Annotated in this window: 13 protein-coding genes; 7 read left to right on the top strand and 6 right to left on the bottom strand. The window is 66.9% G+C overall.

The features are described 5' to 3' along the window. Positions 1–66: 66 nt before the first annotated feature. Positions 67–1770, bottom strand: coding sequence for a hypothetical protein (locus tag GA0070617_RS21930; protein WP_217628856.1), 1704 nt, complete (start codon positions 1768–1770; stop codon positions 67–69). Between the two features lie 178 nt (positions 1771–1948). Here GA0070617_RS21930 and GA0070617_RS21925 point away from each other — a divergent pair, with 178 nt between their 5' ends. After that, entirely contained in the window at positions 1949–2281 is a 333-nt protein-coding gene (locus GA0070617_RS21925) for a hypothetical protein (protein ID WP_091441850.1), read from the top strand. 10 nt (positions 2282–2291) lie between these two features. Here the strand turns inward: GA0070617_RS21925 and GA0070617_RS21920 are convergent, their stop codons facing one another. The 3 genes from GA0070617_RS21920 to GA0070617_RS21910 are packed head-to-tail and all read right to left on the bottom strand — an operon-like array spanning position 2292 to position 3908. Continuing rightward, positions 2292–2990, bottom strand: a complete 699-nt coding sequence (locus GA0070617_RS21920; protein WP_091441845.1) for a hypothetical protein — start codon at positions 2988–2990, stop codon at positions 2292–2294. Further along, positions 2987–3625 carry a hypothetical protein gene (locus GA0070617_RS21915; protein WP_091441841.1) on the bottom strand — a complete coding sequence of 213 codons (639 nt, stop codon included), beginning with the start codon at positions 3623–3625 and terminating at the stop codon, positions 2987–2989. The genes GA0070617_RS21920 and GA0070617_RS21915 overlap by 4 nt, the downstream gene beginning before the upstream one ends. A 22-nt stretch (positions 3626–3647) precedes the next feature. After that, positions 3648–3908, bottom strand: a complete 261-nt coding sequence (locus GA0070617_RS21910; protein ID WP_091441838.1) for a hypothetical protein — start codon at positions 3906–3908, stop codon at positions 3648–3650. A gap of 219 nt (positions 3909–4127) precedes the next feature. Between GA0070617_RS21910 and GA0070617_RS21905 the strand changes: the two genes are divergently transcribed. From GA0070617_RS21905 to GA0070617_RS21895, 3 genes are read left to right on the top strand one after another with little or no spacing between them, the layout of a single operon-like run. Next, positions 4128–5306: a DNA cytosine methyltransferase gene (locus GA0070617_RS21905; RefSeq protein WP_229688233.1), complete on the top strand. Its 1179-nt coding sequence runs from the start codon at positions 4128–4130 to the stop codon at positions 5304–5306. Next, entirely contained in the window at positions 5299–6126 is an 828-nt protein-coding gene (locus GA0070617_RS21900) for a GIY-YIG nuclease family protein (protein ID WP_091441831.1), read from the top strand. The genes GA0070617_RS21905 and GA0070617_RS21900 overlap by 8 nt, the downstream gene beginning before the upstream one ends. A 41-nt stretch (positions 6127–6167) precedes the next feature. Continuing rightward, a complete protein-coding gene (locus GA0070617_RS21895; RefSeq protein WP_268239653.1) occupies positions 6168–6614 on the top strand; it encodes a very short patch repair endonuclease in 447 nt (148 codons plus the stop codon). A 121-nt stretch (positions 6615–6735) separates the two neighbouring features. Here GA0070617_RS21895 and GA0070617_RS21890 read toward each other — a convergent pair whose 3' ends face one another. Both GA0070617_RS21890 and GA0070617_RS21885 read right to left on the bottom strand, forming a co-directional pair. Next, positions 6736–6936 (bottom strand): DUF397 domain-containing protein, encoded by a 201-nt coding sequence (locus tag GA0070617_RS21890; RefSeq protein ID WP_091441827.1) that lies wholly within the window; start codon positions 6934–6936, stop codon positions 6736–6738. Continuing rightward, complete coding sequence (locus GA0070617_RS21885; RefSeq protein ID WP_175440805.1) at positions 6929–7807, bottom strand: helix-turn-helix domain-containing protein; 879 nt, start codon at positions 7805–7807, stop codon at positions 6929–6931. The genes GA0070617_RS21890 and GA0070617_RS21885 overlap by 8 nt, the downstream gene beginning before the upstream one ends. A 477-nt stretch (positions 7808–8284) precedes the next feature. Here GA0070617_RS21885 and GA0070617_RS21880 point away from each other — a divergent pair, with 477 nt between their 5' ends. The 3 genes from GA0070617_RS21880 to GA0070617_RS21870 are packed head-to-tail and all read left to right on the top strand — an operon-like array spanning position 8285 to position 11501. Next, positions 8285–8557: a DivIVA domain-containing protein gene (locus GA0070617_RS21880; RefSeq protein WP_229688232.1), complete on the top strand. Its 273-nt coding sequence runs from the start codon at positions 8285–8287 to the stop codon at positions 8555–8557. Next, entirely contained in the window at positions 8554–8808 is a 255-nt protein-coding gene (locus GA0070617_RS21875) for a hypothetical protein (RefSeq protein WP_091441820.1), read from the top strand. Before GA0070617_RS21880 ends, GA0070617_RS21875 begins: the two co-directional genes overlap by 4 nt. Next, the gene (locus tag GA0070617_RS21870) at positions 8805–11501 is read left to right on the top strand and encodes a hypothetical protein (RefSeq protein ID WP_091441818.1); all 2697 of its coding nucleotides are present in this window, start codon (positions 8805–8807) and stop codon (positions 11499–11501) included. The genes GA0070617_RS21875 and GA0070617_RS21870 overlap by 4 nt, the downstream gene beginning before the upstream one ends. Positions 11502–12028 lie beyond the last annotated feature (527 nt).

Here is a 12028-nt window from a genome sequence, read left to right as displayed (position 1 = left end):
CAGACTACCGGACCTCCTCGACGTCGATACCCGCGACGCTTCGTCGAACTCTGCCGAAAAGTGACCTCAACCTGCACCGGAGGCGCTGACACCTACCGTTGGTCGATCCTTGGCGGGCCCGATGGGGATGTGGTGTCGCCGTTGAAGCTTCTCGCGTTCAACGTCCGGGATCGTCATCGACTCGGCAAGGACGGCGGCGAGTGCGTCCACGTCAGTGCTGTCGATGTCGGTGGAGAAGAGCCAACGGATGTTCTCGTCGCGCGTGATGAGGTCGATCACCGAACGCGTGGCCTTGTCCTGCGCCGCCGGCACCCGAACGTAACGGATCAGCTCGATAGGGATGTCCTGACGGGTCTCGCCCTGCTCAAGGAACGTACTCGCCTTGGCGGTGATGATGCGTCGGTCCGTGACGGCGACCAGTGTCTTGGTCGCCGCCTTGTCCCTCGCTGCTGCCAGCTTGTCTCTCGCTCCGCTGAAGATCGCAGAGACCGGATCGAGGGCGTCGGGCTGGTCGGTGAAGCCGAGGACGCGCAGGGTCTCGCCGTCTTCGAGGAGCCATCGCAGGATACGAAGGTACGGCCCGAGATCCAGCGATCGGGGTGCGCAGACGACGTCCGGAGCCGTGAGCGGAGCAACCGGCGGGTGGAGCGCGTCGGCAAGGGGCTCGATCGCCTCCAGGAGCAGGGCGGAGGTATGGCGGGCTGCCTTGGAGTCCTTCCGCTTTCCCGTCAGTGGCAGGGTGGCGCGTCCGGGAAGCTCGACGATGATTCGTAACTCCCGCGTCAGCGAGTCGATGAGGCGCGTCGACTCGGCAAGGGCGGAGTCGAGTTCCTTGCGGGTGTCCTGGGCGATGATGTCGACGAGCGCTGCCTCGGCGGTGTCTTCGGGGCCAGCGGTTCTCGCCCGCGCGGCGTGGAGCGCCTGGTATCCGATCCAAGCCTTGAGGGAGGCGAGAAGGGCGTTTGCGTCGAAGAGGATCGCTTCGGCATTCGTCTCGAGGTACTCACGGCGGCCACGTGGGTCGACGCGATGGATCTGCCGGACGTGGGAGCCGACGTTCATCCGGTACAGGTCGAGCTGCGTACGCAGGTCTGCCCGTTTGCCGGCGACGGTGTCCCACAGCGAGGTCGGGACCGATTCGAGCTTTCGCGCCTGGTCGACCGTCTGATCGACGGTGGTGACGAGCGCCGTCAGCTCGGCCCACTGCCCGCTCCGGATGGTCGTGAGCACCTGACTGGTCAGTGCGATGTTGGTCCTGACCAGGCCGGTTATCGTACTCAGTTGCATCTGCAGGGCGATCATGGCCAGCGCTGGCCCAAGCGCCGCTACTGTCTGCGCCGCGCCCACGGTGGCAACGGGGATGAACCGGGCCTGACCGATGATCTTGCCGTTGGCGAACACCGCGCCGAGGTTCGCCCCGTCCTTCACCGCGAGCGCCCCGCCGCCCCTCAGCAGGGCCTGCGTCGTGCTGCTGATCCGGTAGAGCCCCTGCGCGCTGGCGAACGCGTTCCCGACGTTACCGGCCACGGCGGCCGTGGTCCCGATCGAGGCGAGGACCGTGGAGATCTGCGTGCGGTCGGCAGCCGACACGAGCCCGAAGTCGATCAGATCGAGCCTGAGTTCCTTCGGGACCTCGCCGAAGACCATGGCGGCACCGGGGAGTACTTCCACCAGGATCGTCGATGGCGCCGTCGAGTCGGTGTCCGGGTTGGATGACGGATCGTCCGTGCCAGGTGAATCGGCGGTACTGCCCTCTTCGTTCGACGTCACCGCGACGACTCCTCCCCGGACCGTGAGCGTGTTCCGTGGCACCGTACCGGATCATGTGAGTTGGGTCGGTCCCCAAGGGAGCGGCTTCCAGTCGGCTATCCGACTTGCCTCCGCGTACTGAAGGTTGTGGTCCGTCTGGTCTCTATTGAGGACCAACGGTCGGCGATAGCATCACCGGATGCCAGAGACGTTTCAGTTCGACCGGGTCGACCGGATCGCCGACATCCTCTACGGTGTCGCGACGGCCAAGGGTCTGATCAGGTATGCCCCGTTGGCGAAACGGGTCGGGCTTCGGCCGGACTTTCTGGGTGTGTTCCTGGACAAGGTGTCGACCAGGGCTGCGGGTCAGGATGAGCCGTTGTGGAGCGCACTCGTGGTGGCGAAGGACAGCGGGAAGCCCAGCGTCGGCTTCTACGGGCTGGCCCGGAAGATGCGCCCGGAGTACAGCGAGCTGACCGACGACGAGGTGTGGGCCAGCGAGCGGGACCGCTGCTACGCGGCAGCGGCGTAGGCCGGGCGGGTCAGATCGCCGATCGGTAGGTGGCCAGGTTGTCGGCGGCCCCGGCGAGCTGACCGGTCGCGTCGTGGACGTGGCCCCGGGCCGTGGACAGTTGGCCTTCCAGCGTGAGTACGACATCGGGCCGACCACCTGCGAGGACGGCGTTGAGGGCGTTCTGGGCGTCCCACATGGCTCGGTGGATCTCGGCGAGCCGCCGGGATGCCCGGTTGAGCTGGCTCATCACGGTGTCCAGCCCACCGATCACCTGCCCGGCGATGCTCGTCGACGTACTGACGCGGGGCAGGGGTGCGGCGGTCGACGAGGCCCCGCCGGATCCGCTGCCGCGTCCGCCTCGGCCGTTGCTTCCACCTGCGCCGCTACGTCCGCCCGCGCCCACGTGACGCCAGCTACGACCCGCGCCGGCACCAGCCGAGGTACGAGTGGCGCGTTGCTCGCGTCGTTCGCGGATGTGGTCGAGGGAGGCGGCGACGAAGCCCTTGCCGATGCTGCCGAGGGCGCTGCCGACGATGGCGCCGGTGATGACGGAGGCGGACGGGGGCAGACCGGCCTTGCCGCCGAGCAGCCCGACCAGCGCGCCGAGCGCCGCGCCGGCCTGCTGGACGAGGTTGCCCCCACCCTCCTTGGCCGTCTCGAAACCGACCCGCCGCGCGTAGGAGCGATCTGGTCCGGAGCGCCGTTGGCCTGACCGGCGGTACCTCATGCCTGGACGAGCTGGTCGAGGTAACCGCATCCGGTGGCGACCAACAGCGGCAGATGCTGCGCGATCTCGTTGGCGAGCATCTGCGGCGTCAGGCCGAGCGGTTCGCCCCCCTCGGCGACGTGCTCGGAGTCGTCCACGTAGTAGGTGCACGCCTCCCAGAGGTTCGAGTGCAACGACGAGAAGCTCCACAGCATGTACACGTCGTTGGGGAGGGTGAGGATGGGCTGGTTGGCGAGGCCCACCCGGTGCAGGTGCGGTTCCTCGGCGGTGGAGCCGAGGCCCTGGCCCGACGGGAAGAGTTTGTGGCGGCTGAAGACGGGTTCGAGGTTGCCCTCGGTGTCGAATTCGACCAGGAGGCCGCGGGCGATGAGGCTGTCCACGAGGGTGGTGGCCTTGGGCTCGGGCTTGGGGGCGGTCTCCAGGAACCGGATCAGCGACTCCCGGTTGACTTCGAGTTTGGCGTGTCGTTCGGCGTTGTGGAAGGCGGCGGCCCAGACGGCGGCTTCGGTTTCGGTCAGTTCCACCAGGTCGTCGCCGAGGTGGATCTCGTAGCACTCGGGGATCGGGTCGGGTGGGCGTACGTAGCGGTAGCGGGGGCCCATGGTCAGGCCGGCGGGGACGATGACGCGTGGCATGGGGGACCTTCCGGGTGGTTACTCAGAAGCCGCTGGCGTACTGCCGGGTTGCCTCGACGGCTCCCATGGCGAGCTGGGACGCTTCGTCGAGTTTGGCGCGTACCTGCTCCATGCGGGCGATGGCCTCGCCGACGGCGGGGTGTCCGGTGCCGGCGGTCACGGCGCGCAGCATGCTCAGGCTCTGTTCCAAGGACTGGTGTACGGCGCGGAGCTGGGCGACGTTCTGCTGGGTCTGTTGGCCGAACTGGTTGATGCCGGCCTTGACTTCTTCGATGGATGCCACTGCGGCGGTTCCTCCCCAGGACCTTGCGCGGACTCGTGGCACGGTACCGGATCATGCACGCTCCGTCAGCCCACGGCCGCCCATCGGTCAGCACAAACACGGCCAGGTAACTCTCCGAGCGGCGTCTCGTTGGGGGCCGACGGGCAGGGGCAAAGATCGCCCTGCGACACCCGCCACGCAGGATCGACCTGCGAGGAGATTTGTCCTAGGGTCGCCAGGGTGAAGATCACACGGACGCTGAGGAGCGTTCCCACAGGCCCAGATGCCTCCATGCCCACGGCTGCCGAGTTCTTTGCTGGCATCGGACTTGTACGCCTTGGGCTGGAGCAGGCCGGCATCAAGGTGGTGTGGTCCAACGACATTGAGCCAGCCAAGAAAGAGATGTACATCGGGCACTTCGGCGAGAATGCCGATCACGTATTTGTGTCGGGCGATGTCGGAGAGATCAACGGCAACGAAATGCCGTCCAACCTAGGGCTTGCCTGGGCATCTTTTCCCTGCACTGACCTCTCTCTCGCCGGTTGGCGGAGGGGTTTGAAGGGCAGTGAATCCTCAACCTTTTGGGGTTTCACTAAGGTGCTCAGGGAAATGGAGCACAGTCGTCCGCCGGTCGTCGCCCTGGAGAATGTCGTCGGATTTGCCACCAGCCACGGGGGCGAAGATCTGGCTGAGGCTATCCGAGAGCTGAATAGCCTTGGGTACTCGGCCGACGTTCTCACGCTCGACGCGCGACGGTTCGTGCCACAGTCGCGGCCTCGGCTTTTTGTTGTAGGGGCGCTTAACCCGCCCGAGGACGGGCCAATAATCAACAGTGACCTACGTCCTGACTGGCTCCAATCCCCTTTTGGAGACCCCACTCTGAGGACTCATCAGGCTGCGCTTCCCACGCCACCGCCCCCACTTACCTCTGGCCTTTCTGACTACGTCGAGCACGTTGGACCCGAGGGTTGGTGGGAGAGTAAGCGGCGTGATGCCTTTGTCGCCTCGCTGTCGCCTATTCAAGCGGAACGCCTTGAAAAACTGAAAGCGCAGCCGGTGCGGACTTATAGGACAGCTTATCGGCGTACGCGGAACGGCAAGCCAACCTGGGAGATTCGTCCGGACGATATTTCTGGATGTTTGCGCACTGCTCGTGGCGGCTCTTCTAAGCAAGCCGTGGTGGAAGTGGGGGCGGGAGATGTGCGTGTTCGGTGGATGACACCCTCTGAGTACGCGAAGCTAATGGGGGCTGAGGAGTACACGTTGAAAAACCTCCGAAGCAACCAGGCGCTATTCGGTTTCGGGGATGCGGTGTGTGTGCCCGTGGTGTCTTGGCTGGCGCAGAATTACTTGGTTCCCTTGATGCAGGGGAAGTTGCAGAAGTCGGCGACTCCTGAGCTGGCGGTCGTAAATGGCTGAAATCAAGCAGTCTGCCAACAAGAGGAAGCCAGTCAGAAGTAAGCTTCCTGCGAACTCGGTCCGCGATTTCCGGAATCTTCTGGATAAGGCTCTATCGGCCACTGACGACCATGGGCGAAAATGGGTGGATGCTCGTTGGGGTTGTTACGCATTCTACGACTATGACGGTGAACCCATCTACGTTGGGCAAACAAACGAAAAGCTTCGTACGCGTATTCGGCGTCACCTGACAAATCAGCGTACCGATGCCGTCGCCATGAGGATTCTCGACGTGTTCGAGGTGGCGGATATGGAAGTATGGCCGCTCTGGGAGTATGAGGGGCTGACAAAGAAGGAAGATCCGCAGGGCTACGAATTGGCGAGAGCGCGGTTAGACGCCGTGGAATACACGGCCTATCTGCAAGCGATCAAGACAAGCCGGTTCAGGGCGATCCTGAACGAGAAGATTCCTCCTCTGTCGGACGTGACGGATCTGCCTCTCTCGGAGAGGTTTCCGTTGATCAGTAAAGAAACTCGGGAGGAGCGGGGGCATCCGGATGTGCGGATCGCTCGTCGGGCCGAAACTATCTCCCGGCTTGCGGCTGTCGCTCATGAGCGGGGGGAAGTTTCGGACGGGCTGCGAAGAGTGCTGGTGATTCAGGCCGTCAGGCTGGCTTATATCTCGGCGGCCCGCCTCGCGTACGTCGAAGGGCGGGCAGAGCCTTCCGCCTCGGCAATCGACGTTCAAGGTCTTGTGGGAACTGTTCTTTTCGAGCCCTCCGATCCACAAGGGCGGAAAGATAAAGACGAGACGGAAAGCGAAGAGGGCCGAGACGGCTAGTGGGTGATCTCCATTCAGCAGGATCTTAGGATACGTTGCGCATGCCTTCCGATGTGGCTCAGGTTGCCGAAGCTTCTTGGGCATCAACGCCGGCTATTCGTCGGTCTATGCAGTCAAATCGTAGTCATGACACCAAGCCCGAATTGGCGCTGAGGCGGGCGTTGCATGCTAGAGGCCTTCGCTATCGCGTTTGCGCGAAGCCCTTGCCCGACCTGCGAATGAAAGCGGACCTTGTGTTCCGGCCTGCTCGGGTAGCTGTAGAAGTCCGAGGGTGTTTCTGGCACGGATGCAAATTGCATTGTCGCAAGCCTTCGGCGAACAGTGACTACTGGACTGCCAAGATTGACCGCAACATTGCCCGCGACCTCAAGAACGAAATGGCGCTGCGGCAGGCTGGCTGGCTTCTAATCGCTGTGTGGGAGCATGAGGAGCCCAGCGCTGCTGCTGCCGAGATTGATAAGTTGGTCCGCGATCGGCGCAGCCCTTAATATAAGAGTCGAACAGTAAAGTAGCAAGATCAGATGCACCGTCAGCTGCTGAGAAGGGCTGACGCCGATCCGGGCCGGGGGTGCTGACCGAGTAGCCGGTCAGCACCCCGAGCGATATCGGTCAGGGGTGGTGGGCAGCCTGCTTGACCCCTCCGACGAATCGCGACCATGCCGACGGCTCGAAGGTGAGGGCTGGGCCGTTGCGGTCCTTGCTGTCGCGTAGGCCGATGACGCCGGGCAAGTTAGCAGCCACCTCGACACACTCGCCAGCATTGTTGCTGCGGCTCGACTTGCGCCAGATGGCACCGGTCAGGTCAGGCACGTGAGTACTCCTCTGCGATGCGGTGGATCATTGCCTTCGAGCGTGACTCGTTGAGGGCGCGGCCCGCCACATCGGTCCAGATGGCGTTGTAAGCGGCAGTCTCGCGCGGCTTGTCGAGGTAGATGGCACCGGTCGTCGTGTCCAGGTAGGTCACGGTGGGTTCGAGCACCTCACCCCCGCTGCCCTGAGGGAAATCCAAGATCGAGAAGGCTCCGCTCATCGCCCCGGCGTGTAGGCCGGCGGAAAATTCCAGTATTTGAACAGTGACGTTCGGTAGTTCGGTCGCCTTCAAGAGTTGGTGCAACTGCTCCAACATGATCTTGGCGCTACCAACCGGTCGTCGCAACACCGCCTCGTTGAGGATCACGCTGAGTTGCGGTGCGGCGAAGCGGGTGAGCAGCCCTTGTCTCTCCACCCGCAGCTCAACGGCGCGATTCTGCTCTGTGTTGTCGCCGAGGCTGATCGGGCTGCCCGGCATCGTGAAGACGTGTTCGGCGTATGCCCGGGTCTGGAGCAGGCCGGGGACGAGTTCGGGCTGGTACTGGCGGATCGCGGAGGCTGCGGACTCCAGCCCGACGTAGAGCTGGAACCAGCGAGGCAGGCCCGAGCTGAAGTAGTCGTGCCACCAGTTCTTGTTCTCTCGGGTGGCGGCGGTCATCGCCAATAGAAGCTCGCGATCCTCACTGGACGCGCTGTAGAGGTCGAGCATCTGCTGCACGTCAGCTTGCCGGAAGCGGACGTGCTCGGCTCCGTTCTCGATGCGGTGGAGCGTCGCCCGTGCGCGGTCCAGGCGTTCGGCGGCCTGGTCCATCGTTAGTCCGGCCACCTTGCGGAGTGACTCGAACTTGCGGCCGATCTGGCGCCGCAGCATGGTCGTGCCGGTCACGTTCTGTGACACCCGTCTGTCTCCAATGCTCGTTGTTCGGCAACGTGCCTCCGTCCAATTGAACCCGCACGATGTTGATTAAGCAATAGCCATATCACTCAGTGTATTTCGCTCATGTGAAATAGATCTTGGGGGCCCGATTGATACGTTGCAAGAACGGCTTCCGTGGTGCTCTACTTCCTGCACGGCCACTGTGGATATGCGCAGCTCAGAGGTCGTGTGGTGCCCTGCTGTCGTACGGCTGGTCGTGGCTGCGGTGGCAGGTGCCGGGGTGGGGCCGTCGGTGCCGGCGGGTCGACGGACCACCCCTCCCTACAGGTAGGTACCGAGAGGTGAGGTTCTGTCATGCGCTTCCTTCGAGCAGTCCGAAGGACACTCCGAGAAACACTCCGCGGCACGGTCCGAAGCGGAGCCGGGAACAGGTGCCGGGGCAGGCTCCGGCGTCGACGGGACAGTCGGTCGGTGGTACGGCCGACGTGTTATCGCTCCGCGGCGTACCGGCCGTTGGTGCCGGGGCGGGTGCGGGCGCAACGCTTCGGGTGGACGCCGGTCGGGCGGCGCGGGCTCGATCCGGTCGAGGTGTACGAGTTCCTGGAACGGGTCGCCGGGGACCTGGCGATCGCGTACGAGGCGGTGGCGAACAGTCGACGGGAGGCCGACCGGTTCCGGGACGCGCTGCGCCGCTGGCAGTCGCAGCAGGCGCGGATGCTGAACGAGCGGAGCTACCAGTCGTGAGCGAGCGTTGGGTGATCCATCTGCCGGTGGTGGCACCGGACCTGCCCGCCGCGCAACGACTCGCCCGGGTGATCAGCCGGTGGGCGCGGATCCTGCCGCAGGTCGACCCGGGGGAGTCGACCGTGTCGGCCGAGGACGCGCAGGGCGTACGGCATCGGGTTTTCTGTGACCTGTTGTTGGGTCGGGGCCGGCGGTGCCGGTTGCGGGCCGCCCACGAGGGGGAGTGCACCGATCGGATGGACCGGCGGTGAGCGCGGCACCGACGATCGTCTGCCCGGACTGCTCGGGGCTGACCTTCAGCGTGAGCCGGTGCGAGTGCGCCAGCGGCGGCGACCGGCTCCTGGTCGACGGCGGCGACTACGCCGACGAGGCGTACCGGGACTGTCGGATCTGTCAGGGCGACGGCAGTGTGGTCCGCTCCTGCCTGTGGTGCGGCGGGGCCGGGGTACGGCGGGCGGAGCTGGTGGTGACGGTGGTCAACCTGGACACCGGGGCGGCCGACTCGACGCGGATCCGGCCCGGTCGGATCGACGCGCGGCGCGGGCCGGACGGGGCGTGGGAGGTGCCGTTACGGCCGGTGGTCGACCGGCTCGCGGCGCGCGTCGGCGCACTCGACGTACGCGGGATCGGGCCGTTGGGGCCGGAACCCGACGCGACGCTGCTCTGGCTGCCGGCGAGCTGGCGGCCGGAACTGCCGGCCGGCGAGCGGCACCGGATCGAGGCCGAGGCGTTGGCGCGGGCCGACCACCATCCGTGGCGGGTACTGCTCGGGCGGTCCGCCGCCGCCAAGGATGATCCACCGGAGCCGGGTCGGCACCTCGGCTGGCTCTGCCGGCTGGCGAACCTGCTCCACCTCGACCTGGTCGTCGAGGCCCGGCAACGCGCCGGCCTGGTCTCCTGGAACATCCGGCTGGAACTGCCCGGCTCGGTGGTACCCGGCGACGCGTACCAACATCATGGTGAACTGGCCGCCGCCGTCGCGGCCACCACCATCGGCAGCGCCACCGCCCGGCTCGCCGAGTCCGGGCTGACCGCACCGGCGTACACGGTCCGCTCGTCACTCGGGATGCTCTCCGCGCCGGAGACGGTCGACCTGGCCGCGCTCGACCGCCGGATCCGCGCCGACCTGGCGGTGCCCTCCGATGTGGGTACGTTCGACGGGCGGGGCGGCTTCGATGTGGGTGCGTTCGACGGGCGGGGCCACGGCGGCCTGGGTGGCGGGCCGGCGGCGCAGGCGGTCTGGCGCAACGGGTACTGGTGGCACACGCCGCTACGCGAGGGCGAACCGGGCGAGATCCTGCACGAGCGGGACACCGGGCAGATCGTCCGCTGGACGTCCACCGGGCTGCTGCGCGTCGTCGAACCGCCCGAGCCGACCTGGTGGGCCGCCCCGATCCGGCACCGGGACTGCCCCGACTGCCGCCCCGGCAGCACCCTGCGGCGTTGCACCTGCTGCCGGCGTACCCCGGCTCAGCCCGACCCGGACTGTCCACGGTGCTGCGGCGCGGGCCTGGCCCCCGGCTGGGGTCCGTGCGGTACCTGCGGAGACAGCCGCCGGATCTACCCGGCGGTGACCGTGACGGTCACCGACCTGACCCGGGTCACCCACCGCCGCTGGCAGCCGGCCCCGGGCGAACAGGCCGTCGTCGTCGGCCACCAACCCGACGGTACGCCGATCCGCCAGCTCCGCGAGCACTACCGGGCCGCGTCCCTCGCCGCCTCCTTCGGGGTACGCCCCGAAGACCTGACCCACCTCGACCAGCCCGGCCGGCAGCCCCTCGGCCAACACCTGCTCGACGGCACAGTCACCTACGCCGGCGGCCCTGCCTGTTGCGGCGGCCCTGCCTGCGCCGGCGGCCCTGCTTGTGCCGGCGGCCCTGCTTGTGCCGGCGGCCCTGCTTGTGCCGGCGGCCCTGCTTGTGCCGGCGGCCCTGCTTGTGCCGGCGGCCCTGCTTGTGCCGGCGGGTCTGCCTGTTGCGGCGAGCCGGCCGGGCGTTACGTCGCCGAGGCCGGGCGAGGGCTGCCCGGTGCCCGGTTGTTGGTGCTGGCGCAGACCCCGGACGTACCCTCGCTGGCGGACCTGATCCGCCTCGTCACCGGCCTCGACCTGAGCCTGGTCGTGGTGACCCGCGACCACCGGCGTGACGACACCGACCCGAGTCGGATGCACGGGATACGGTGGCGCGTCGACCTCCCACCGCGCCCCGATGCGCCGTGCCTCGATCAGCTTTGCTCCGATCAGTCGCGTCCCGATGTGCCGCGTCCCGATGTGCCGCGTCCCGATGTGCCGCGTCCCGATGTGCCGAGTCTCGATGTGCCGCGTCTCGATGCGTCGTGCCTCGATGCGCCGTGTCTCGATCCGCCCTGGTGGCCCAGCCTGCCCGCGGCCGTCGCCGACCGGGTCACGCACCTGGGGGCGGCGCTGCGGGCGGCCGTACCCCGGGCTCCTGGTCGACCGGTCCCACTCCCGAGGTTCGGCGTACCGGCGGCGGCTGATGCGGCGCCTGCCGGGTCACCGGCGGTGAGCGGTCCGGTCGGTGGTCCGCTCGTGGTCGGTGGTCCGGTTGTGGCCGGTGGTCCGGTCGTGGTCGGTGGCGGGGTCGTGGCCGGTGGTCCGGTCGTGGTCGGTGGTCCGGTCGTGGTCGGTGGGCCGATCGTGGCCGATGGTCCGGTCGTGGTCGGTGGCCCGGTCGTGGCCGGTCCGGTGGCTGATGCACCGGTCGCTGGCGATCTGGGCGCGGGTGACCTGGGGGCTGGTGATCCGGGGTCGGGGGAACTGCACCGAGCGTTGCGGCGGTTGGCCGAACGGCACGCGGGGCAGGTCGTAGCCGTACGGGTGGATCGGGCCGGCTGCCAGTTCTGGCTGGCCGAGGCGGCGGGGCCACGGGCACTCACCGGCACGTCGACCCTGGTGAACGCGCTCAGCGCGCTCCGCCTCGGCTGAAGCAACGAGCCAGTGGTGAGCGCTCCGGACACCGGGCCCCATCAAGTGGCCGGCTGGTCGTGGCTGCTCGTCCGGCAGGCTTGTGCACCCTGCCCGGTGAACCTACCGCTTCGCCTGGCCGAGAGGAGGAGCCCCGAGTAGCGCCGATGTCCTAGCTTCCCCCACCTGCACCCAGAAATCGCCCCAGTTCAGGGCATTTGTCCCGTTCCACGCCCACGTCAGCCCACGCCCTCCACCCGCCACTCACCGGTCGAAGCGAACCCCGAGGTAGATCTTGGACACTTACCGTTCTATTTGGACGGTAAGTGTCCAAGATCTACACCCATCGTGTACGGAGAGAGCCCGCGGAGAGGTGGGGTAGGTGGGGTGGGTGGGCAGGGGCAGGGGTAGGGGTAGGGGTGCGGCAAGGGTGGGGAGGGGGCGGGGTGAGGGAGCGATCTCGTCGGCCATCGGTCGGACTGGACAGCCGGACCACCTTGCACCTATTTGCCCTTTTCTTGCTGGCGAGGCGTCCGCAGCAGCCAGGG

The sequence above is a fragment of the Micromonospora yangpuensis genome (genome assembly GCF_900091615.1).
Classification (GTDB): Bacteria; Actinomycetota; Actinomycetes; order Mycobacteriales; family Micromonosporaceae; genus Micromonospora; species Micromonospora yangpuensis.
Note: the sequence above shows the minus strand (reverse complement) of the source record. Positions and strands in the feature narration are given on the sequence as shown.

Bases quoted from the DNA above. Each gene is read 5' to 3' on its own strand.
- GA0070617_RS21895 (WP_268239653.1), top strand. From the start codon at position 6,168: ATGCCTTCCGATGTGGCTCAGGTTGCCGAAGCTTCTTGGGCATCAACG.
- GA0070617_RS21915 (WP_091441841.1), bottom strand. From the start codon at position 3,625: ATGCCACGCGTCATCGTCCCCGCCGGCCTGACCATGGGCCCCCGCTAC.
- GA0070617_RS21920 (WP_091441845.1), bottom strand. From the start codon at position 2,990: ATGAGGTACCGCCGGTCAGGCCAACGGCGCTCCGGACCAGATCGCTCC.
- GA0070617_RS21900 (WP_091441831.1), top strand. From the start codon at position 5,299: ATGGCTGAAATCAAGCAGTCTGCCAACAAGAGGAAGCCAGTCAGAAGT.
- GA0070617_RS21925 (WP_091441850.1), top strand. From the start codon at position 1,949: ATGCCAGAGACGTTTCAGTTCGACCGGGTCGACCGGATCGCCGACATC.
- GA0070617_RS21885 (WP_175440805.1), bottom strand. From the start codon at position 7,807: ATGCTGCGGCGCCAGATCGGCCGCAAGTTCGAGTCACTCCGCAAGGTG.